23 protein-coding genes are annotated in these 21,850 nt (G+C 59.1%); 12 read left to right on the plus strand and 11 right to left on the minus strand.

All coding sequences use genetic code 11. The annotated features are described in order from the left end of the window. The first annotated feature begins 100 nt into the window (after positions 1-100). From ADG881_RS10065 to ADG881_RS10075, 3 genes are all read left to right on the plus strand, one after another. The gene (locus tag ADG881_RS10065) at positions 101-1,135 is read left to right on the plus strand and encodes a type IV pilus twitching motility protein PilT (RefSeq protein ID WP_007148309.1); all 1,035 of its coding nucleotides are present in this window, start codon (positions 101-103) and stop codon (positions 1,133-1,135) included. Positions 1,136-1,201: 66 nt separating this feature from the next. Further along, positions 1,202-2,323 (plus strand): PilT/PilU family type 4a pilus ATPase, encoded by a 1,122-nt coding sequence (locus tag ADG881_RS10070; protein ID WP_007148919.1) that lies wholly within the window; start codon positions 1,202-1,204, stop codon positions 2,321-2,323. Positions 2,324-2,518: 195 nt separating this feature from the next. Next, entirely contained in the window at positions 2,519-2,944 is a 426-nt protein-coding gene (locus ADG881_RS10075) for a TM2 domain-containing protein (RefSeq protein WP_007148445.1), read from the plus strand. A 228-nt stretch (positions 2,945-3,172) separates the two neighbouring features. On the opposite strand, the gene ADG881_RS10080 is transcribed toward ADG881_RS10075, so the two are convergent. Next, positions 3,173-3,379 (minus strand): SlyX family protein, encoded by a 207-nt coding sequence (locus ADG881_RS10080; protein ID WP_007150683.1) that lies wholly within the window; start codon positions 3,377-3,379, stop codon positions 3,173-3,175. Between the two features lie 297 nt (positions 3,380-3,676). Here ADG881_RS10080 and ADG881_RS10085 point away from each other — a divergent pair, with 297 nt between their 5' ends. The 6 genes from ADG881_RS10085 (at position 3,677) to ADG881_RS10110 (ending at position 9,348) form a co-directional block, all read left to right on the plus strand. Continuing rightward, the gene (locus ADG881_RS10085) at positions 3,677-4,261 is read left to right on the plus strand and encodes a TMEM165/GDT1 family protein (RefSeq protein ID WP_007150279.1); all 585 of its coding nucleotides are present in this window, start codon (positions 3,677-3,679) and stop codon (positions 4,259-4,261) included. Positions 4,262-4,407: 146 nt separating this feature from the next. Continuing rightward, positions 4,408-4,947 (plus strand): YaeQ family protein, encoded by a 540-nt coding sequence (locus ADG881_RS10090; protein ID WP_007151525.1) that lies wholly within the window; start codon positions 4,408-4,410, stop codon positions 4,945-4,947. Positions 4,948-5,256: 309 nt separating this feature from the next. Beyond that, positions 5,257-6,294, plus strand: a complete 1,038-nt coding sequence (locus tag ADG881_RS10095; RefSeq protein ID WP_007148687.1) for a DUF1611 domain-containing protein — start codon at positions 5,257-5,259, stop codon at positions 6,292-6,294. After that, the gene (locus ADG881_RS10100; protein ID WP_007151314.1) at positions 6,291-7,379 is read left to right on the plus strand and encodes an alanine/ornithine racemase family PLP-dependent enzyme; all 1,089 of its coding nucleotides are present in this window, start codon (positions 6,291-6,293) and stop codon (positions 7,377-7,379) included. The genes ADG881_RS10095 and ADG881_RS10100 overlap by 4 nt, the downstream gene beginning before the upstream one ends. Before the next feature lie 168 nt (positions 7,380-7,547). Beyond that, positions 7,548-8,111 (plus strand): HdeD family acid-resistance protein, encoded by a 564-nt coding sequence (locus ADG881_RS10105; RefSeq protein WP_007148745.1) that lies wholly within the window; start codon positions 7,548-7,550, stop codon positions 8,109-8,111. Between the two features lie 52 nt (positions 8,112-8,163). Next, positions 8,164-9,348 carry a hypothetical protein gene (locus tag ADG881_RS10110; RefSeq protein WP_007150237.1) on the plus strand — a complete coding sequence of 395 codons (1,185 nt, stop codon included), beginning with the start codon at positions 8,164-8,166 and terminating at the stop codon, positions 9,346-9,348. 61 nt (positions 9,349-9,409) lie between these two features. Here the strand turns inward: ADG881_RS10110 and arsH are convergent, their stop codons facing one another. The 9 genes from arsH to ADG881_RS10155 all read right to left on the minus strand — a co-directional run bounded on the left by arsH (position 9,410) and on the right by ADG881_RS10155 (position 17,854). Further along, positions 9,410-10,120 (minus strand): arsenical resistance protein ArsH, encoded by a 711-nt coding sequence (gene arsH / locus ADG881_RS10115; RefSeq protein ID WP_007148814.1) that lies wholly within the window; start codon positions 10,118-10,120, stop codon positions 9,410-9,412. A 137-nt stretch (positions 10,121-10,257) separates the two neighbouring features. Further along, positions 10,258-11,277 carry an ACR3 family arsenite efflux transporter gene (gene arsB / locus ADG881_RS10120; protein ID WP_007149941.1) on the minus strand — a complete coding sequence of 340 codons (1,020 nt, stop codon included), beginning with the start codon at positions 11,275-11,277 and terminating at the stop codon, positions 10,258-10,260. Continuing rightward, positions 11,277-11,771 carry an arsenate reductase ArsC gene (locus tag ADG881_RS10125; RefSeq protein WP_007148877.1) on the minus strand — a complete coding sequence of 165 codons (495 nt, stop codon included), beginning with the start codon at positions 11,769-11,771 and terminating at the stop codon, positions 11,277-11,279. The genes arsB and ADG881_RS10125 overlap by 1 nt, the downstream gene beginning before the upstream one ends. Positions 11,772-11,815: 44 nt before the next feature. Then, entirely contained in the window at positions 11,816-12,133 is a 318-nt protein-coding gene (locus ADG881_RS10130; RefSeq protein WP_007148977.1) for a metalloregulator ArsR/SmtB family transcription factor, read from the minus strand. A 205-nt stretch (positions 12,134-12,338) separates the two neighbouring features. Continuing rightward, on the minus strand, positions 12,339-13,052 hold the full coding sequence (phoU, locus tag ADG881_RS10135) for a phosphate signaling complex protein PhoU (RefSeq protein WP_007149407.1): 714 nt from the start codon (positions 13,050-13,052) through the stop codon (positions 12,339-12,341). A gap of 23 nt (positions 13,053-13,075) precedes the next feature. Then, positions 13,076-13,969 (minus strand): phosphate ABC transporter ATP-binding protein PstB, encoded by an 894-nt coding sequence (gene pstB / locus ADG881_RS10140; RefSeq protein WP_007149741.1) that lies wholly within the window; start codon positions 13,967-13,969, stop codon positions 13,076-13,078. Positions 13,970-13,994: 25 nt separating this feature from the next. Beyond that, a complete protein-coding gene (gene pstA, locus ADG881_RS10145) occupies positions 13,995-15,263 on the minus strand; it encodes a phosphate ABC transporter permease PstA (RefSeq protein ID WP_007149376.1) in 1,269 nt (422 codons plus the stop codon). 16 nt (positions 15,264-15,279) lie between these two features. Beyond that, positions 15,280-16,668: a phosphate ABC transporter permease subunit PstC gene (gene pstC / locus ADG881_RS10150; protein WP_007149005.1), complete on the minus strand. Its 1,389-nt coding sequence runs from the start codon at positions 16,666-16,668 to the stop codon at positions 15,280-15,282. A gap of 139 nt (positions 16,669-16,807) precedes the next feature. Beyond that, a complete protein-coding gene (locus ADG881_RS10155; protein ID WP_007148594.1) occupies positions 16,808-17,854 on the minus strand; it encodes a substrate-binding domain-containing protein in 1,047 nt (348 codons plus the stop codon). 262 nt (positions 17,855-18,116) lie between these two features. On the opposite strand from ADG881_RS10155, the gene ADG881_RS10160 reads away from it, so the two are divergent. The 3 genes from ADG881_RS10160 to ADG881_RS10170 are packed head-to-tail and all read left to right on the plus strand — an operon-like array spanning position 18,117 to position 20,447. Beyond that, positions 18,117-18,677, plus strand: a complete 561-nt coding sequence (locus ADG881_RS10160; RefSeq protein ID WP_039927377.1) for a TRAP transporter small permease subunit — start codon at positions 18,117-18,119, stop codon at positions 18,675-18,677. After that, on the plus strand, positions 18,677-20,047 hold the full coding sequence (locus tag ADG881_RS10165) for a TRAP transporter large permease subunit (protein ID WP_007149742.1): 1,371 nt from the start codon (positions 18,677-18,679) through the stop codon (positions 20,045-20,047). The genes ADG881_RS10160 and ADG881_RS10165 overlap by 1 nt, the downstream gene beginning before the upstream one ends. A gap of 4 nt (positions 20,048-20,051) precedes the next feature. Next, positions 20,052-20,447 (plus strand): acyl-CoA thioesterase, encoded by a 396-nt coding sequence (locus tag ADG881_RS10170; protein ID WP_007149898.1) that lies wholly within the window; start codon positions 20,052-20,054, stop codon positions 20,445-20,447. Between the two features lie 257 nt (positions 20,448-20,704). On the opposite strand, the gene ADG881_RS10175 is transcribed toward ADG881_RS10170, so the two are convergent. Then, positions 20,705-21,850 carry a TRAP transporter substrate-binding protein gene (locus tag ADG881_RS10175; protein WP_007148792.1) on the minus strand — a complete coding sequence of 382 codons (1,146 nt, stop codon included), beginning with the start codon at positions 21,848-21,850 and terminating at the stop codon, positions 20,705-20,707.

Below are 21,850 nucleotides of genomic sequence, written 5' to 3' on the forward strand. Positions count from 1 at the left end.
GCGACGAATTTCTGAGTAAGCCGAGATCCGGCTGCCGACATAATAACAAAAGGGTGCTTATGGGCGTCCTTTCCAATACCTGACAACGCAAGTATAAATCATGGATATTACCGAGCTGCTCGCTTTCAGCGCCAAAAACGGCGCCTCTGACCTTCACTTGTCCGCCGGCCTGCCCCCGATGATCCGGGTGGATGGCGACGTGCGCCGCATCAACCTGCCGGCCATGGAGCACAAGGAAGTCCATTCATTGATCTATGACATCATGAATGACAAGCAGCGCAAGGATTTCGAGGAATTCTACGAGACCGATTTCTCCTTCGAGGTGCCCGGTGTGGCCCGTTTCCGGGTGAATGCCTTTAACCACAACCGCGGTGCCGGTGCGGTATTCCGGACCATTCCCTCGAAAGTGCTGACCATGGAAGACCTGGGCATGGGCAAGGTGTTCCAGAAGATCTCCGAAATGCCCCGGGGCATCGTACTGGTCACCGGGCCCACCGGTTCCGGTAAGTCCACCACCCTGGCGGCGATGATCGATTACATCAACGATTCCCGCTACGAGCACATCCTCACCATTGAGGATCCCATCGAATTCGTACACGAATCGAAAAAGTGCCTGGTCAACCAGCGGGAAGTGCACCGCGACACCCTGGGTTTCTCCGAAGCCCTGCGCTCGGCCTTGCGGGAAGATCCGGACATCATCCTGGTGGGTGAGCTGCGAGATCTGGAAACCATCCGCCTGGCACTGACCGCGGCAGAAACCGGCCACCTGGTGTTCGGCACCCTGCACACCACCTCTGCGGCCAAGACCATTGACCGGGTCATCGACGTATTCCCCGCAGAAGAAAAATCCATGATTCGCTCAATGCTGTCGGAATCATTGCAGGCGGTGGTATCGCAAACGCTGATGAAGAAAAACGGCGGCGGCCGGGTAGCAGCTCACGAAATCATGATGGGCACAGCAGCGATCCGGAACCTGATTCGTGAAGACAAGGTGGCGCAAATGTACTCCGCCATCCAGACCGGCGGCGCGCTGGGCATGCAGACCTTGGATCAGTGCCTGCAAGGGCTGGTGCAGAAAGGCCTGGTGGCCCGTGATGTGGCCCGTGAAAAAGCCAAGAGCCCGGACTCAATCTAACCCCGAACGCACGGCACCGGCACCCACTGAGGGCGCCGGCGGAATCAGCACAGGCAGGCCTTAAGCATGGAATTCGAAGAGCTTCTCAAATTAATGGTACAGAAAGGCGGGTCGGACCTGTTTATCACCGCCGGCGTCCCCCCGAGCATGAAAATCAACGGCAAGATCCTGCCGGTGACCAAGAGCGCGCTGACCCCGGACATGACCCGGGACATCGTGTTCGGCGTAATGACCGAGCAACAACGCAAGGAATTCGTCGCCAACCACGAGTGCAACTTTGCCATCTCCGCCCGGGGCGTGGGCCGTTTCCGGGTCTCCGCGTTCTACCAGCGCAACCTGGTGGGTATGGTGCTGCGTCGCATTGAAACCAAGATCCCCAACGTGGACGACTTGCGCCTGCCGCCGGTGATCAAGGAACTGGCCATGACCAAACGTGGCCTGGTGATTTTCGTGGGCGCCACCGGTACCGGTAAGTCCACCTCGCTGGCATCCATGATTGGCCACCGCAACAAGAACTCCAAGGGGCATATCATCACCATCGAAGACCCCATCGAATTTATCCACCAGCACCAGGGCTGCATCGTCACCCAGCGTGAGGTGGGCATTGATACCGAGTCCTTCGACGTGGCCCTGAAAAATACCCTGCGTCAGGCGCCGGACGTGATTCTGATCGGCGAGATTCGTACCCCCGACACCATGGACAAGGCCATCGCCTTTGCTGAAACCGGGCACCTGTGTCTGGCGACCCTGCACGCCAACAACGCCAACCAGGCGCTGGACCGGATCATCCACTTCTTCCCGGCAGACCGACACGGCCAGCTGTGGATGGACCTGTCCCTGAACCTGAAAGGCATCGTCGCCCAGCAGCTGATTCCCACCCCGGATGGCAAAGGGCGCCGCGCGGCCATCGAAGTGCTGCTGGGCACGCCGCTGGTCCAGGACCATATCCGCAAGGGCGAAGTGCACCAGCTCAAGGCGCTGATGAGCAAATCCCGTGAGCAGGGCATGCAGACCTTTGACCAGGCCCTCTACGACCTCTACTCCGCCGGCGAAATCACCTACGAAGACGCCATGCTCCACGCGGACTCGCCCAACGACCTGCGCCTGATGATCAAGCTGGGCAACGAAACCGACGCTTCCAGCCTGGACGTGGCAACGCGGGGACTGAGTATCGAGGATACGGAATAGGAGACGCTGCAGGCGGCACGCTTCACGCAACAACGCGGATGAAGCCACCTGCGTCCTGAAAACAACGAGGCCGCGCCCATCCACCGGGCGCGGCTTACTCATTTCAGAGAAACGCCCGCGTTGCCGCTTTGCGCTTACTACTGGATCTCGCGATAACAAGGACGCTTTTTACTTTACCAACGGAGGGGGAAACCCATGCAACAAGAAAAGGAAACACACCTGACACCCATCGGCTACCTGCTATGGTTTTTTGGCGGCCTGTTTGGCTATCACCGGTTTTACTATGGTCGTCAGCTCACCGGCTTGCTGTGGATGTTTACCCTCGGCGTCTTTTTCATCGGCTGGGTCGTGGACGCATTCTTGATTCCCCGCATGAATCAGGATGCCAATAATCAGTTCAAAAGCGGCGACACCGACTACAGCGTAGCCTGGGTACTGATGCTGTTTCTGGGCGTATTTGGCGCACACCGTTTCTACATGGGCAAGATCGGCACGGGCATTCTCTACTTGCTGACCTTCGGCCTGCTTGGTTTCGGCGTGCTCTACGACCTGTTCACGCTAAATGGCCAGGTTTCCGAGCGCAATGGCGAGACCGCCCAGGGCGAGCCCGTTCCTGCCTGAAGAAAAGCAAGCCACAAGCTGCAACGCGAACTGGCTCCTTGCTGTAATGAAACAGGCCGCGCCCATCCTTTGAGCGCGGCCTGTTTCATTCTAGCTTCTAGCTTCTAGCTTCTAGCTTCTAGCTTCTAGCTTCTAGCTTGCAGGAGCATGGCTTACTTCCGAAACCATGCAAGCCTGAACGAATAGCGGCGGTTCTCTCTTTGCTGGAAGCTCGTTGCTCGCAGCTAATCAGTAATGCGGCGGCGGGGCGTCTTCTACCTGGGTGGCCTCGAATGCCTCAGACAGATCCATCAACCGATCCGCCATCTTCCGACAGGTTTTTTCCAGCGCATCGATCTGACGCTGCTGGTCGCTGACCACCTTGTTCAGCGACTCCACCAGATCCTCCTGATAGGCCAGCTTGGTTTCGATATCAAGAAAACGGTCTTCACTCATATTCTGCTCACTTATAACCACCGTCGGGCTGCACGCCTTCCCGTCTGCATCGCGCCGCCAGCGACGCTCCTACAAACATCATCTGCGCCCATTGTACTTGCCTGCCCGGAATATTGCCGCTATGGTTTGCCCGTCTTGGGGGAGTAGTCGCTCGATCGCTTTCACACAAAGCCCCTTGGCGGTCATCAACATAGTTGCGCCTCATGCGCATGGTGGCTGCGTCCGCATCCTTACGGATTGACGAGACCTGAGACATCGCAGGCATTCCGCAGGGGCGGGATTGGCCGGTGATGTCTCTTGTCGTTCAATCCCGCCCCGCTGGAACCGTTCATGGAAGCCCTGCTCAGCTCTTTCTTGCTGGTTGCCCTTGGGGAAATCGGCGACAAGACCCAGCTGCTGTCCCTCGCGCTGATTCTCAAATTCCGCAAACCCTGGCCCATCCTCGCCGGCGTGGTCATCGCCACCCTGCTCAACCACGGCGCCTCCGTCTGGTTTGGCGACTGGCTGGCCGATGCCATCCCGATGGAATGGCTGCGCTGGATTCTGGGCATCAGCTTTATCGGCCTGGGCCTGTGGATGCTGATTCCAGACGGCGATGAAGCCGTGGATGATAACCCGCGCTTCGGCCCCTTCCTCACCGCGCTGGTGCTGTTTTTTATTGCCGAAATCGGCGACAAGACCCAGCTGGCCACCATCGCCCTGGCCGTTCAGTTCAAGGACCAGTTCTGGCCGGTGCTGAGTGGCTCCACCCTGGGCATGGTTGCCGCCAACCTGCCGGTGATCTGGCTGGCTCACCAGTTCGGCAGCAAGCGCTTTGAAACCTGGGCCCATCGCATCAGCGCAGTGCTGTTTGTCGGTTTCGGGGTCTGGGCGTTGGTGTAGCCACGCCTGACGCCTGACGCCTGACGCCTGACGCCTGACGCCTGACGCCAAAGAGCGTATGCTCACGCGCTATACTTACAACTCTAGTCGCGCTGCAAGGCGCCAACGTCTGGCGTCCGGCATCTGGCCTCAAGCGGAATTCATTCATGGCCCTCACCGCCACCATCTACAAAGCCGAGCTCACCGTCTCCGATATGGACCGGGATTATTACGCCACCCATAACCTGACGGTGGCGTTACACCCTTCGGAAACCGAATCGCGAATGATGTTGCGGCTACTGGCCTTTGCGCTGAATGCCCATGAAGACCTGGCGTTCTCGCGGGGCCTGTCCAATCCGGAAGAGCCGGACCTGTGGCAGCGGCACCCCAACGACACCCTGGCACACTGGATCGAGTTGGGTATGCCCGACGAGAAGCGCCTGCGCAAGGCCTGCGGCCTGGCCGAGCACGTGACCATTTACTGTTACGGCCCACGCGCCCCGCAGGTATGGTGGGACAGCATGAAGAACAAGGTACGTCGCTTCGACAACCTGACCATTGTGCATGTGGATGCGGACAGCGAAGCAGCACTGGCCACCTGTGCCCAGCGGGCCATGCAGTTGCAGGCCATGATTCAGGACGGTCAGGTCTGGTTCGGCACCACCGAACAGAGCGAGGAAATAACGCTTTCACAGTGGTACCCCTGACGTACAACCTTACCACTGCCGGTGTCATCGCCGCCCACCGCGGCGGCGCAAACGCGGCACCCAGCTAAATCCCAACGTCCGGCCGCCGTCCGTGTTACTCTGTTTGCCGTTTAACCCCACCGCTTAGTGGGGACGTCTCGCTGCTCACCGGTGCCTCAAACCGGCCCATCGCCATTGCCCCTCTAAGCTTCGTGCCCCCAGAGGAGCCACCATGAGTACCGTTTCCCCGATCTCGTTACGCCCCCGTCCCTATTCAGCCCAGGCGCCGCCCGCCAGCACTCAGCCTTCGCCCGCCAACACCTCCCCCCCTTGCATAACGCCCACACCCTGCCCCAACCTGCTATCAGCCGCACCGCCACCGCGATCATCTATTGTGAAGGTCAGTTCGGCGACATCGACGGTAAAACCGCCAACGGCCTGATTCGTCACTCGGAAAAATATACCGTGCTGTCAGTGATCGACAGCACCCAAGCCGGGCTTGATACCGGCATGATTCTGGACGGCACCGCCAACGGCATCCCGGTATGCCGGGATATGGATGACGCCCTGAGCCAGACCGCCACCCTGCCGGATTTTTTGATTTTCGGTATGGCACCGGCCAGCGGCCTGCTCTCCGAAGTCCAGCGCGATGTAGTGCTGGCCGCCATGGGCAAGGGCATGAGCATCGTTAACGGTTTGCATGAATTCCTTAACGACGACCCGGAATTCGCCGCCGCCCGCATTGCCCACAAAGTGGATATCGTCGATGTGCGCCGGCCCCGGCCGAAGAAATTTCTGCGCATGTTCAGCGGCAGCATCCATCAGGTCACCTGCCCGCGCATCGCCGTGCTGGGTACCGACTGCGCCATCGGCAAACGCACCACCGCCACCGTGCTCACCGCCGCTCTCAATGCCATCGGCCTCAAGGCGGTGCTGGTGGGTACCGGCCAGACCGGACTGATCCAGGGCGCCCGCTACGGTATGGCACTGGATTCGGTGCCCTCGCAGTTTTGCGCCGGCGAACTGGAAGCCACCATCGTCGAGGCGTTCGACAACGAACAGCCGGACGTGATCATCATCGAAGGCCAGGGCGCCCTGAGCCATCCAGCGTTCTCCACCACCTCCTTTATTCTGCGCGGCGCCTGCCCGCAAGCGGTGGTGCTGCAGCATGCGCCAGGGCGAACTTTCCGCTGCGATTTCGACACCATGGCCATGCCAAACCCGGCGGACGAAATTACCCTGATCGAAACCTTTGCCGACACCCGCGTGATCGGCCTGACCCTGAACCGGCCAGTGCGGCATCTGCTGGAGATGGTGTTTGCCGCCTTCCCCGCCCTGCGCCACGGACTGACAGGCGCACCGCAATGAGCGCGCCGCGACTGGACATCAATCTGGACAAGATCAGCCACAACGCTCGTATGCTGGTGGAGGACCTGGGCGACCGGGGCATCGCCGTCACCGGCGTCACCAAGGCAGCGCTGGGTTCACTGGACATTGCCAAGGCCATGTTGCGGGCCGGCATGAGCGGGTTGGGGGATTCGCGCATCGAGAACATCGAAGCCATGCGCCAGCAGCGCATTTCTGCCCCCATCATGCTTATCCGCTCGCCCATGCTCAGCCAGGTGGAACGGGTAGTGCGAAACGCAGACATCAGCTTCAACACCGAACTGTCGGTGGTGCGCCGGCTCTCCGCCGCCGCCGAGGAAGCCGAACGCAGCCACGGTATCATGCTGATGGTGGAACTGGGCGACCTGCGCGAGGGCATCTTGCCCGAAGATCTGGTCAGTGCGGCCCGCGAAGTCATGCGGCTGCCCAACCTGGAACTCACCGGCATCGGCACTAACCTGGCCTGCCACAGCGGCATGGCACCGGATGCGGACAACATGGGCGCCCTGTCCGCCCTGGCCGACCGTGTGGAAGCGGAACTGGATGTGAAACTGGCCCTGATCTCCGGCGGCAATTCTGCCAACCTGGATTGGGCACTGAGCAACAGCGCCACCGGCCGCATCAACCATCTGCGCCTCGGTGAAGCCATTTTTCTCGGTTGCGAACCCCTGCACCGCGAGCCCGTTGACGGCCTGCACACCGACGCCATCACGCTGGTGGCGGAAGTAATCGAGTCGAAAACCAAACCGTCCCTGCCCTGGGGCACACTGGCGGAAACCGCCTTCGGCGGTGACGTTATCTCCACCGATAGTGGCGCCATGGCACGGGCGATTCTGGCGGTGGGCGAACAGGACCTGGACCCGGACGGCCTGCTGGCTCCGGAGGGCCTGACCATTCTTGGCGCCAGCGGCGACCACCTGCTGCTGGACTGCGGCAAACAGCACCTGCGGGTAGGGGACGAGGTACGTTTCGGGGTGAATTACAGCGCTCTGGTCCGCGCCATGACCTCACCGTTCGTGGAAAAGAAAATGATCCGGGCCATCAAACATACGCGCAGTGCCGGCTAGCCGAATTCACGCAACGCAGACCTCAACGATACCCGCGTCGGCACCTCAGCCGGCGCCTTCCTAACAACGGTTCAATCGCCCCGCTCCAACCCAGCACCCGTTATTTCAAGCGCAGCTGTGCTACATTCACACCGTGCTTTCCCTCGCATCGCCGACACGGAGTTCGCCATGCCCGCCACACCACCACCTCTGCTTGAACACCTTTCCCAACACTGGAAAGGCCTGTTGATTACCGGGATTGTGTTTATTGTGCTCGGCACCCTGGGCCTCGGCGCCACAGGCCTGTTCACCCTGATCAGCGTGTTCTGGGTAGGCGGACTTTTGCTGCTGGCCGGGCTGATTCAAATCGTTCAGGCATTTCGCACCCCCACTCTGTCGCGCAGCCTGCCGTTTCTGGTAATGGGCCTGCTGTATGCCTTGCTGGGCGGCTACATGATGGCCCACCCCGCCATCGCCGCCGACGGCCTCACCCTGATTATCGGTGCCGCCATCGCCGTTGTTTCCGCCCTGCGATTAATGATTGCCTGGCACGTTCGCGGCGGCGCCAATGTCTTTCTACTGGTGCTCAGCGCACTTATTGGCCTGGCCCTGGCGTGGATGATCTTTGCCCAGTGGCCGCAATCCGGACAATGGGTGATCGGCCTGTTGCTGGCCATTGAATTGATCATGAACGGCTGGATGCTGGTGATGGTGGCGCTGGGTGCCCGCCAATATCAACGCAATGATCCGTAACGCGGTCAAAGCCCACATCATCACAACCCACGACACGTAAAGAATCGGGATAATGAAAAAAATCATACTGGTGATTGGCGTCTTGGCGCTGGCAGGGTTTACCACCTGGTGGCTACAGGACGCGCCCCTTGATGTCGCCGCCCGGCAGTGGCTGGACACCACACCCAGCGATGACAACCCTGCTTACGCTTATCTGCTGGGCTTTGGCGCGCCCGCCGATCAATCCCCTGCCCGGCAGGGCCAGGCACTGGCACAGCGGCAAAAAAACCATCCTGATCTGCCACTTCCCAATAGCTACCGGGATCTGAATGCATCTCCCCTGCTATGCCGGAATATGGACGCGAGTTGCCTGCTTCAGCAACAGGAAAAACGCGTGGAAGCTGAGGCTCTGGTGAACCGGTATCAGTTCCTGATTGATCGCTATCAGACTTTCCTGGATTTTGCGTATTTTTCGGACAACACGCCGCCTCGTCTGGATGCCACCTTTCCTGAATACAGCCTGCTGATCACCGCCTCACGACTGCAATCCCTCGCCTGGGCCCTCAGTGACGCGCCCGAAAAAAATATCGACAGGGAAATACAGCAGCTACGGCACTGGCTGGCCCAGGACCATAGCCTGATCAGCAAGATGATCGCCAATGCGATGCTGGCAGAAAAACTGCAACTGACTGCCCTGCTGGTGCAGCAAGGGAAAATGCCCACGCTTAGGCTTGTGCCGCTCACCACAGCGGAAAAAAGCTTTCAGGCACCATTGCAGAAAGAGTTCGCGATGATGGCGCATTTTTTCATTGATGAGCAATATCGGGATGGCAATGAAGCAGCAAGCTGGATTGAAGAAATACAATTCAGGGCGGGCCTGAAAAAACATATTAGCGTTAACCGCATGCTACCGCTTTACCAACACTATGCGCAGCTTGCTGAGCAACCTGTGGACGCCATCAAAGCCGACCAGTTTCACCCCGATCCCGCCTCGATGAGCGAGGCGATTCGTAACCCCATCGGCAATGTTCTGCTGGAAACCGCGTCGCCGGATTTCAAACAATATCTACTGCGGCTGGTGCATCTGGATGCACGCATGGCGTTACTGAAACAACTTGATAAACCGGAGACAGATAACCCGGTGAACAACCCCTGGACACCGGGCAAGGAAGACACGCTAACGCGCCGCGATAAGCAGCTATGCTTTCGCCACGCGCCGGACCATGACCGCTATAATTCCTGCCTGCCTTTGCTGTAAGTCACAGCCGCCATCCGCTGTAGCATGAAGGCCTGTTGCGTGCAGCGTGTAGCGTATCCCGCTACATACTCCGTTGATTGACTCTCGCCATGAGCTGTTCGGCAGATTCCTTGCGCTCTGAATAACGATCGGTAAGGTAATCACTACGATCACGGGTCAAGTAGGTGAACTTCACCAGCTCTTCCATCACATCCACGATGCGATCATAAAAGCCTGACGGCTTCATACGATCATTCTCATCAAATTCCAGGAAAGCTTTCGGCACAGAAGATTGATTGGGAATAGTGACCATCCGCATCCAACGTCCCAGCACGCGTAACTGACTGACCGTATTGAACGACTGGGAGCCACCACTGATCTGCATCACCGCCAGGGTCTTTCCCTGGGTCGGGCGAACCGCGCCAAGCGATAAAGGAATCCAGTCGATTTGTGCTTTCATGATGCCGGTCATGGCGCCGTGACGCTCTGGCGAGCACCACACCATGCCTTCACTCCAGGTCACCAGATCACGCAGTTCTTGCACCTTGGGGTGTGTCACGTCTTCGCTGTCGGGTAACGGCAAACCATCGGCATGGAAAATTTTTGTTTCTGCCCCCATGGCCTGCAGCAAACGTGCTGCTTCCTGCACCACAAGGCGGCTAAAGGAACGCTGACGCAGCGATCCGTACAACAGCAGGATACGCGGCTTGTGTATGGACGGCTGATCCCGGAATACGCTGTCGGCAGTGGGGACCTGGAAACAATCGTTATCGAGATTGGGCATATCTTTCATGGCACGATGACTTCTTTCGCAATAATGGAGGCCGTCTTCGTGATGCAAGCATCGCTTCCCACAAGTGGCCGAAGGGCCTCTGTGGGAACGACGAATCCTTGATCAAAAACGGTTTTGATTTCGCTGTTAACTATTAACTATTCATTGCTCTCTTCAAACCAGTGCGAGGTACGATTCACAATCGCCACCAGTGACAACATCACTGGCACCTCCACCAGCACCCCGACCACGGTCGCCAGGGCGGCACCGGAATGCAGACCAAAAACACTGATCGCAACAGCCACCGCCAACTCGAAGAAATTACTGGTCCCGATCAGGCAGGCAGGGCCGGCTACGTTATGTTTCAACCGCAGGCGTTTTGCCGCCCAGTAGGCGATGACAAAAATACCGTAGGTCTGAATCAACAACGGAATGGCAATCAGCACGATGGCCATGGGTTTGGCGAGAATGGTTTCGGCCTGGAACCCGAATAACAGCACCACGGTAGCCAGCAGCCCCATAACGCTGACCGGTTTGAGACGCCCGACAAAATGGGCCACCCGCTCATCACTGCCCAGCCATTGGCGAGTAAGGAACCCGGCAATCAGGGGCAACAGCACATACAGCACCACAGACAACAGCAACGTATCCCAGGGCACCGTGATGTCACTGACCCCCAGCAACAAGCCGGCGATGGGAGCAAACGCAAACACCATGATGATGTCGTTCACCGACACCTGCACCAGGGTGTAATTGGCATCCCCTTTGGTCAGCTGGCTCCACACAAACACCATCGCGGTGCAGGGCGCCACGCCCAGCAGGATCATGCCGGCGATATACTCTGTGGCGGTTTGTGGATCAACCCAGCCGGCGAAGAAGACCTTGAAGAACAACCAGCCCAGCGCCGCCATGGTAAACGGTTTGATCAACCAGTTAATCACCAACGTCAGCAGCAATCCCCGGGGGTTCTGCCCCACTTTCTTGATGGCAGTGAAATCAATCTGGATCATCATCGGGTAAACCATCACCCAGATGAACACGGCCACCGCCAGATTCACATGGGCATACTCGAACCCGGCCACCGCTTCGAAAACACCCGGCATGGCCACACCCAGAGTCACCCCGGCAACAATCGCCAACGCCACCCAGACACTGAGATATCGTTCAAAAAACGGCATTACGAATCACCCAGATCCCGGTGAATTTTTTGAGCCGAGGCAATCAACCCCAACGGATTTATGTCTGCCAGATCCAGCTCGGCCAGCGCCTTGATACGCGCGTTAAGCGCAGAGTATGTGGCTTCAAATGCCGCCTGGATTTCGTCTTCGGTGCCGGTGGCATGGGCCGGATCGGCCAATCCCCAATGCACCTTGGGCGTATCCCCCAGCCATACCGGGCACGCCTCACCCGCGGCCGCATCACACACGGTTATCACCATATCGATCTGCTCGCCTTCCAGATCATCCATGTTCTTGGAGCTGGGGTTATTCACTGCCACACCATGGCGGGACAGCACGGCCAAGGCGTTTTCATTGACCTTGCCGGTGGGCATGCTGCCGGCGCTCAAGCCTCGCAATTTCCCCTGCCCAAGGTGATCGGCCAGGGCTTCACCGATAATGGAACGGCAGGAATTACCGGTACACAGAAACAAAACATTCAATGGCGTATTCATCAGTACGTCTCGCTGGTTTGTCGATAATCGGATCGATACTCGGTTCAGTCACAACAGGCATGATCGGGAAGCGTCACGTTCAAAGCCGCTCGGGCGGGCACAATCAGTGTCGCAATGGCCGTTTGCGCCCATTCCGGCAATGCAGGGTTGAGCTGGTAATGCATCCAGGTGCCCTGACGGCGGGCCACCACCAACTCGCACTGGCGCAACTGCGCCAGATGACGCGACACCGTGGATTGCGGCGCCTGCATGGCATCCACCAGGTCACACACGCACACCTCCCCCTGACCGTGCAGCAGGCAGATCAGGCTGAGGCGAATATCATCGCCGAGGCATTTGCAGAGCTGGGTGGGCGTGAGCATTGCGAACCTTATATTCGTATATTCGGAAATACGGATATTAGCAACATGATACGCGACACGCAACATGCTTCATGCAACATCGCGGGGCGATTTCATGACGATGACGGAAAGAAAAAGGCCGCGCCCGAAGATCAGGCACGGCCTTTTAAAAGATCGTAGGAGCGGGTGTTCCTTGTAGCTCGCCGCTTGAAGCTCGTAGCTGCCTTTATTCCTTCAGCTTCTTTTCGATTTCATCGATGCTGATATGGCGCACATCCTTGCCTTCCACCAGATAGATCACCTGTTCGCCGATATTGCGGGCATGGTCGCCGATGCGCTCCAGGGCGCGCAGGGACCAGATGATATTCAGCACCCGGGTGATAGAGCGTGGATCTTCCATCATGAAGGTGACCAGCGAGCGCATGGCGCTGGCGTATTCCATATCCACTTCATTATCTTCGGCGGCCACGGTCAAGGCCTTCTGGGCGTCGAAGCGGGCAAAGGCATCCAGGGCGTCACGCAGCATATTACGCACATGGTTACCGATATGTCGCACCTCCACATAACCGCGAGGTGACTCGCCTTCTTCGGCCAGCTGCAACCCCATGCGGGCAATTTTGGCCGACTCGTCACCAATGCGCTCCAGATCAGACACTGCCTTGGACACGGCAATAATCAAGCGCAGATCCGACGCTGCCGGCTGGCGCAATGCCAACACGCGAGTGCATTGCTCGTCGATCAGGATTTCCAGGTTATCGACCTTTTTTTCAGTCTCAATCACTTTTTCAGCCAGCGCTGAGTCTGCCTGCAGCAATGCCTGCAATGCATCCACTACCTGCTTTTCCACCAGACCCCCCATTTCCATCAGGTGGTTTCGGATAGATTCCAGCGCTTCATTAAACTGGGTCGAGCTATGCTCGCCAAAATGCATACGGTCCATTCTCTTGCTCTCCTTACCCGCGCTTAACCGAAGCGGCCAGTGATATAGGCTTCCGTCAGATCATGTTCAGGCTTGGTGAACACGGTCTCGGTATCATTCATCTCCACCAGACGTCCCAGGTGGAAATAGGCGGTACGGTGCGATACCCGCGCAGCCTGCTGCATGGAGTGAGTCACGATGGCGATGGTATAAGACTCGCTCAGCTCGCTGATCAGCTCTTCGATCTTGGCGGTGGCAATGGGGTCCAGCGCGGAACAGGGCTCATCCATCAGCACCACTTCCGGGCTTACGGCAATGGTGCGGGCGATACACAGACGCTGCTGCTGACCACCAGACAACCCGGTACCCGGTGCGTGCAGACGGTCTTTCACCTCTTCCCACAGCCCGGCCTTGCGCAAGCTGGTTTCCACGATTTCGTCCAGGTCATATTTCTTGTTGGCCAGACCGTGAATCCGTGGGCCATAGGCCACGTTATCGTAAATGGATTTCGGGAAGGGGTTGGGCTTCTGGAACACCATGCCCACCCGTGCGCGCAGCTCCACCACATCCAGCTTGGGGTCATACAGATCCTGACTTTCCAGATGCAGGCTGCCCTTCACCTTACAAATATCGATAGTGTCGTTCATGCGATTGAGACAACGCAGGAACGTGGATTTACCACAACCGGACGGACCGATCAGTGACACCACCTCATTCTTGCCGATATCCAGGCTGACGCCATGGATCGCCTGGTTATCGTCATAGAACACCTCCACATCGCGCAGGCGCATTTTCGGGTCATCCACAAAGGGCTTGCCCACGGTCTGGTCTGGATAGGGGGTGTCTTGTGTCATCGTTGCCTGCTCATTTATGGCCTTGTCTCTGGCCGCATCATTGGTGCCCAGAGCCGGTTTGTCCAGTTGCTGTGCGGTTTCCATAACTCGGTTCCTCGTTATCCGTCCGTTACCAGCGCCGCTCAAGGCGCTTGCGCAGAATCACCGCCAGCGTGTTCATGGTGATCAGGAAAGCCAGTAGCACCATGATGGCGGCGGACGCCAGGGATTCGAAAGATTGTTCCGGGCTGTCTGCCCACAGGTAAATCTGCACCGGCAGCACTGTTGCCGCATCCAGCGGGCCGGCGGGCAGGTCCACAATAAAGGCCACCATGCCGATCATCAGCAGCGGCGCCGTTTCCCCCAGCGCCTGGGCCATGCCGATGATGGCGCCAGTGAGCATGCCGGGCAGGGCCAGCGGCAGCACATGGTGCAACACCACCTGCATCTTGGATGCCCCCAACCCCATGGCCGCCTGGCGGATACTGGGCGGCACGGCCTTGATCGCCGCGCGGCTGGAAATGATCACCGTGGGCAACGTCATCAGGGTCAGCACAATACCGCCCACCAGGGGCACCGAGCGCGGCAGACCAAACAACCCGATGATCACCGCCAGCCCCAACAGGCCGAAGATAATCGACGGCACGGCCGCCAGGTTGTTGATGTTCACTTCAATGAAATCGGTGAACTTGTTCTTCGGAGCAAACTCTTCCAGATAAACCGCCGCTGCCACACCGACAGGAAAACTCAGCACCAGCGTCACGATCATGGTAAACAGGGAGCCCAGGATGGCACCCAGAATGCCGGCTTGCTCCGGCTCACGGGAATCGCCGTAACTGAACAGGGACTGGTTGAACACCATGCGGGTTTCGCCGGAGGTTTCCAGCTCCGCCACCCATGCCTGCTGCTTTTCGTTCAGGCGGCTGTCTTCACGCTGTTCTTCATTCGCCTTGAGAAACAAATCCACATCATCGTCGGCCAGCAACCACAAGGTGCGGGTTTCACCCAGCAAGGTCGGCTCCTCACGCAGCATGTCACGCAGGGCGTAACCGGCACCGGTGCTCACCAGCTGATTGAGCGCGCGGGTGTCCTGGCGGCCTTCCACGGTGGGGAAGCGTTCTGCCAGGGCATCGCGAATCACCCCCTGATAGTTACCGTAGTTCAGTTCATCCTCGTCGCGGGGGTCGCTGACATCCAGCACCTCCGCGTCGAAGGTGATCGGCAGCTGGATTTCATACTCAACGAAAGCGCTGTGGCCCTTGCCGATAATATCGGTGAACAGCAGCACCAGAGCCATCAGGCCAATGCCGATGGAGCCGATACCAAACGCCTTGAAGCGCTTTTCGGCCCGGTAGCGCCGGGCCAGCGTCTTGCGGACTTTTTCCGTGGTTTCGCTCATAATTTTTCTCCCGACGCTAGTCGTACTGCTCGCGGTATTTCTTCACGATGTGCAGCGCGAAGATATTCATAACCAGGGTGGTGATGAACAACATCAGGCCCAGGGCGAAGGCGGCCAAGGTCTTGGCGCTATCGAACTCCTGATCCCCGGTCAGCAGGGTCACAATCTGCACGGTAATGGTGGTCACCGCTTCCAGCGGGTTGGCAGTCAGGTTGGCGGCCAGGCCAGCGGCCATTACCACAATCATGGTTTCCCCAATGGCACGGGACGCAGCCAACAGAATGCCCCCCATGATGCCCGGCAGGGCCGCCGGGAAAATCACCTTCTTGATGGTTTCGCTCTTGGTGGCACCCAACCCCAATGAACCGTCACGCATGGCCTGGGGCACCGCCGTAATCACGTCATCTGCCAGGGATGACACAAACGGAATAATCATGATGCCCATCACCAGGCCAGCGGCCAGGGCCGACTCCGAGGCCACATCCAGGCCAACGGATTCACCCAGCCCGCGGATAAAAGGCGCCACCGTCAGGGCGGCGAAGAAGCCGTACACTACGGTGGGTACCCCGGCCAGCACTTCCAGTGCCGGCTTGGCCACCGTCCGCACCCGGTTGCTGGCATATTCCGCCAGGTAGATGGCAGACATCAGCCCCACCGGCACCGCCACCAGCAAGGCGATGGCGGAAATCAGCATGGTGCCCATGAACAATGGCACGGCACCGAAGGCGCCGCCGGACGCTACCTGGTCGGCACGCAGGGCCGTCTGTGGGCTCCACTGCAACCCGAACAGGAAGTCGGTCACCGGTACCTTGCCGAAGAAGCGGATGGATTCAAACAGCACCGACATCACAATACCCACGGTGGTCAGAATGGCCACCGTGGCGCAGAGCATGAACAGCGTCTGCAGCACACGCTCTACCTGCTGACGGGCACGCAGTTGCGGTGACACTTTCAGCCAGGCCCAGGCCCCACCCAGCATGCACAGCACAATGATCACAACGGTCAGCGCCATGGCGCTGGTCTGGCGTAATGACTGCAGATGTTCCGCCGCTGCCGCGATGGGCGGCTCCACAAAATTGACGGGAAGGGCGCCGCTGGCCACGTTCTGGATTTTGCTGAGCGTCAGGTTATAGCTGGACGCATCCGTCGGCTGCAGCTCTGCTGGCAAACTGGCCAGCACCTGCTGCCGGATAATGCTGTCATCAAACGCCAGCCACAGGCCCAGCACCACCAAAGCAGGAATGGCGCACCACATGGCCGAGCGCATGGCAAAGTAAAACGGCAGCGAGTGCAGGTGGCGAATGCCGCCCAGCGGGCGGGCCAGCGCAAAGGAGCGGCGAAGCCCCAGGTAGTAAGCGCCGGCCACCATCACTACCAACAGCAACAGCAGGTTTCCGGTTTGCATGTAGTACTCCGATCGGATTTGCTCAAACAAGATCACCGCAGCAATCTTGGTGGAACAAACACGCTTTGTCAGGGGCGAAAAAGCCCGGTGGCAAACACCACCGGGCCAAAAGCATCCATGCTTTTTATTATTCCCTTTCTTACAGCTCGTTGCCCGTCATGGACTTCAGGCTACGCGCCTGTTTGGCCATGGACTTGCGCAGATCATCACCCAGCGGGATCAGGCCTTTCTCGCCCAGGTAGCCCTGGTCGCCCCAGGCTTTCTCGCTGGTGAACTCTTTCACGTAACCTTCGATGCCCGGTACCACACCCACGTGAGCTTTCTTCACGTAGAAGTACAGGGAACGGGATACCGGGTAGTCGCCGGAACCGATCGCTTCGAAAGTGGGCTCAACACCGCCAACGTTGGCAGCTTGTACCACACCGCGGTTCTGATCCAGGAAGGAGTAACCGAACACACCGAATGCATCCGGGTTCTTTTCCAGCTTCTGCACGATCAGGTTATCGTTTTCGCCCGCTTCCACGTAGGCGCCGTCTTCACGGACGCTGCGGCAGATGGCCTTGTACTTGGACTTGTCTTCACCCTTGATGGCTTTCAGCCAGGGGAATGACTTACAGCCGCCTTCGATGGCCAGCTCGTTGAACGCATCACGGGTACCGGAGGTCGGCGGCGGGCCCAGAACTTCGATCTTGGTGTTGGGCAGAGCCGGGTTCACTTCTTTCCAGGTCTTGTAGGGGTTGGCTACCAGCTCTTCGCTGCCATCCGGGTTCGGTACATCCTTGGCCAGGGCCAGGAAGACGTCGCGCAGGGACAGGTCGATGTGCTTACCCTTCACGGAATTGGCAATCACGATACCGTCGTAACCGACCTTCACTTCGGTGATGTCTTTCACACCGTTGCTCTGACACAGCTCGAACTCGGATTTCTTCATGCGACGGGACGCATTGGTGATGTCCGGGTGCTGGGTACCCACGCCCTGACAGAACAGCTTCATACCGCCACCAGACCCGGTGGATTCGATTTTCGGAGTGGCGTTGCCGGTACGACCGAAACGCTCGGCCACCACGGTGGCGAACGGGTATACCGTGGAAGAACCCACGATGGAAATAGTGTCACGAGCCATCGCAGTACCCGGTACGCTGGCCATGGCCAGAGCAGCAGCGGCACCTGCCAGTGTTGCTTTCATTTTAACGTTCACAATAAGCCTCCTAGTTTTGGCACCGGCGCTTGTTGGAAGTATCCACCCCGGTTTGTTTTGCGCGTGTTGCAAGCCAGTTCATGTTTCAGCACAGCGCATGCTAGAGAGGGTTTGTGACAACCACATTACAGCAAGAGCGAATTTAGGCTACAACCCATCGTCACCGCGCCACGCAAGGCGCCCCCGCTGAATGCGTGCTGCCTGTGGCGTTTTCCGTATAATGCCCATTTTCAGCGATTTGCCGACAAGAATGACAAAACAACGCCTACTACACTGCCAGCAATGGCTGACCGCCTTTACCACGGCCATCGGCCGGGGCAGCGCCTGGCTGGCCCTGCTGCTGGTGCTGGGCATGGTGCTGGTGGTGGTGCTGCGCTACGGCTTCGACATCGGCAACATCGCCCTGCAGGAGTCCCTGACCTACCTGCACGGCGGCCTGTTCATGCTGGCCATCGCCTACACCCTGGCCGAAGACGAGCATGTCCGGGTGGATGTGCTCTATCAGCGCTTCAGCCCGCGCGGCCGGGCCTGGGTAAATCTGCTGGGTACGGTATTCCTGCTACTGCCCGTGTGTGCGGCCATTTTCTGGTTGTCACTGGACTATGTGGCCAGCAGCTGGCGCGAGCAGGAAGGCTCCGCCAATGGCGGCCTGCCTTTTGTCTACCTGCTCAAGACCCTGCTGCTGATCCTCCCTGCCCTGCTGACCGTTCAGGCAGTCGCTGAGCTGTTGCGCCACGGCCTCACGCTGCTGGGCGCCACACCGCCCCCACGGGTCAGTGAACATGATGAGCATCCTGAGGAGGGCCTGTGATGGAATGGCTTCCCCTGTTGATGTTCGTGGCCGTCTGCCTGGTGTTGCTCACCGGCTACCCGGTGGCCTTTGCCCTGGGTGGCACCGCGCTGCTGTTTGCAGCCGGCGGCATCCTCACCGGCAGCTTTTCTCCCTCCGACCTGACGTTTGTGCCCAACCGGCTGTTCGGGATCATTGAGAACAGCACCCTGATGGCGGTACCGCTATTCGTGTTCATGGGGGTAATGCTGGAAAAATCCCGGGTAGCGGAAAAGCTGCTGTCCAGCATGGGTCAGCTGTTCGGCCCGTTACCTGGCGGCATGGGGCTGGCGATCATTCTGGTGGGCGCCCTGCTGGCCGCCAGCACCGGTATCGTTGGCGCCACGGTGGTGACCATGGGCCTGCTCTCGCTACCCACCATGCTGCGCCAGGGCTACCAGCCGCAGCTGTCCACCGGGTTGATCTGCGCCACCGGCACCCTGGGGCAGATTATTCCGCCCTCCATTGCGCTGGTGTTGCTGGGCGATGTGCTGGCCAACGCCTACCAGGACGCCCAGCTCAAGCAGGGCCTGTGGTCGCTGGACACCGTGTCGGTGGGGGACTTGTTTGTCGGGGCGCTGATTCCCGGGCTGATTCTGGTGGGGCTGTACCTGCTTTATGTGGTGGTGATCAGCCTGTGGAAACCCCAGTGGGCACCGGCCTTCGCGGCCACTGACGGCGAACCCCGGGGCTGGCGCTCCCTGCTGGGCGGCCTGGTTCCGCCGCTGCTGCTGATTGCGGCGGTGCTCGGCTCCATCCTCACCGGCAAGGCCACCCCCACAGAAGCGGCCGGTGTCGGCGCCTTTGGCGCTCTGCTGCTGGCCGCCGCCAATCGGCACCTGAGCCGAACCATTCTTGGCGAGGTGGTCCGCGCCACCAGCCGGGTCACCGCCATGGTGTTCATGATCCTGATCGGCGCCAGCCTGTTTTCGCTGGTATTCCGGGGATACGGCGGCGAAGAAGCGGTGCACAACCTGTTCGCCGCCATGCCCGGCGGTGTCATCGGTGCCACCGTGATGGTAATGCTGCTGATTTTCCTGCTCGGTTTCATTCTCGACTTTATCGAGATCACCTTTGTGGTGGTGCCCATTGTGGCACCGGTGCTGCTGGGCATGGGGCTGGACCCGATCTGGCTTGGTGTAATGATTGCCTTGAACTTGCAAACCTCGTTTCTGACCCCACCCTTCGGGTTCGCGCTGTTCTATCTGCGCGGAGTGGCGCCACCGGAGGTAAAAACCACGCACATTTATCAGGGCGTGATACCCTTTATTGCCATACAATTAATCATGCTGGGCATTCTGGCATTATTCCCGGAACTAGCCACCTGGCTGCCGCATACGCTCTACGGATAACAACATGACCGACCACACTGACGACACACCCCAGCCGATTGGGACCCTTGCCATCCAGACCATTGCCATGCCGCAAAGCGCCAACTGGAACGGCGATATTTTCGGCGGCTGGCTGGTATCACAGATGGATCTGGCCGGTGCGGTTACCGCCCGCAAAAAAGCCCGGGGCCGTGTGGCCACCGTGGCCATCGATTCCATGGCCTTCCTGCGCCCGGTCCCCGTGGGCGCCGTGGTGAGCTGCTACACCCAGCTACAGGACATCGGCCGCAGCTCCATGCAGATCCTGGTGGAAGTGTGGGTGCGCGAAGACACCGGCACCCTGTCGAAAGTCACCGAAGGCCACTTTACTTTCGTGGCCATCGATGACACCGGACGGACACGGGCAGTACCGAGGGACTGACTGCACGCCTCAAACTGCAAGGCGCAGGCTACGAAGCTACTGCAGGAACGGAGCGTAGCGGAGTAACGCACGAAGTGCGGCCCGAAGGGTGAGCGTAGCGAATACACCACTCGAGGTGCGAACCGCGTGCAAACGCGGAAATCGCCCACAGGGCGATCAGGGATTGCAGCGCTCGACAGATCGATCCAGGAACGGCGACAGAAACATGAGCCTCGTCGCGTTCGCACCTCGAGTGGTGCTCCTACAGCGGCTTCCAATCAGCTTTTGGCGAGCTCTGCACGCACATTCAGGTACGACTGCTCTGCCACGGCCATGGTCTGCAAGGACTCGTCGCGGAAACGGCGGTAGGAGTTGTACACCTTGCGCGCTTCCTTGTTGCCCGCCACCAGCGTTTCGATGACTTCATCGCTGGCGTCTTTCAGGGCCTTGAGCACATCGTCAGGCAGACGGCGCAGCTTCACGCCATGCTTGTTAACCAGTTCATCGAGAGCCGCATTGTTGCGGGCGGTGTACTCGTCGAGCATGTCCTGGTTTTCAGACTGGGCGGCGTAGCGGATGATCGCCTGCAGATCCGCCGGCAACCCTTCCCACACCTTCTTGTTGATGGTCAGCTCCAGCGTCGGGCCGGGCTCCTGCCAGCCGGGGTAGTAGTAATACTCCGCTACCCGCTGCAGACCGAAGGTCAGGTCGTTATAGGGGCCAACCCAATCCGCCGCATCAATGGCACCGGTTTGCAGGGAGGTAAAGACCTCTGCCCCGGGCAGCTGTACCGGCGTGGCGCCGACCTTGCCCAACACTTCTCCGGCCAGGCCGGGCATGCGCATCTTCAACCCTTTCAGGTCCTCAATGCTGTTGATTTCCTTGTTGAACCAGCCCGCCATTTGCGTACCGGTGTTGCCGCAGGCGAACGGTTTCAGGTTGAACTGGGCATACAGGTCATCCCACAGTTCCTGGCCGCCACCATGGTGCAGCCAGCCATTCATTTCCTGGGCCGTTAGGCCGAAGGGCACAGCGGTAAAGAATGGTGTGGCCGGGTGTTTGCCCTTCCAGTAATAGGCGGCGCCGTGACCCATTTCCGCGCTGCCCTGGCGCACCGCATCGAATACCTCAAAGGCCGGCACCAGCTCTTTCGCGCCATAGACCTTGATCTTGATACGCCCGGCGGACATTTCTTCCACCCGCTTGGCAAAGCGGTTCGCCCCTGCGCCCAGGCCCGGATAGTTCTTGGGCCAGGTAGTGACCATTTTCCATTCGTAGGTCTGCTGGCTTGGCGCTTTCTTCTCGGGCTCCGGCGGTGCCGCCACCGTCTTGTCTGTCGGCGGGCAATCTTTCTGTTCGCAGCCGGCCAGTGCCAGGCCACCCAGCCCTAAACCCAGGGCAGAAACAAATTTACGGCGATCCAA

The organism is Alcanivorax sp. DG881, from assembly GCF_000155615.1.
Classification (GTDB): domain Bacteria; phylum Pseudomonadota; class Gammaproteobacteria; order Pseudomonadales; family Alcanivoracaceae; genus Alcanivorax.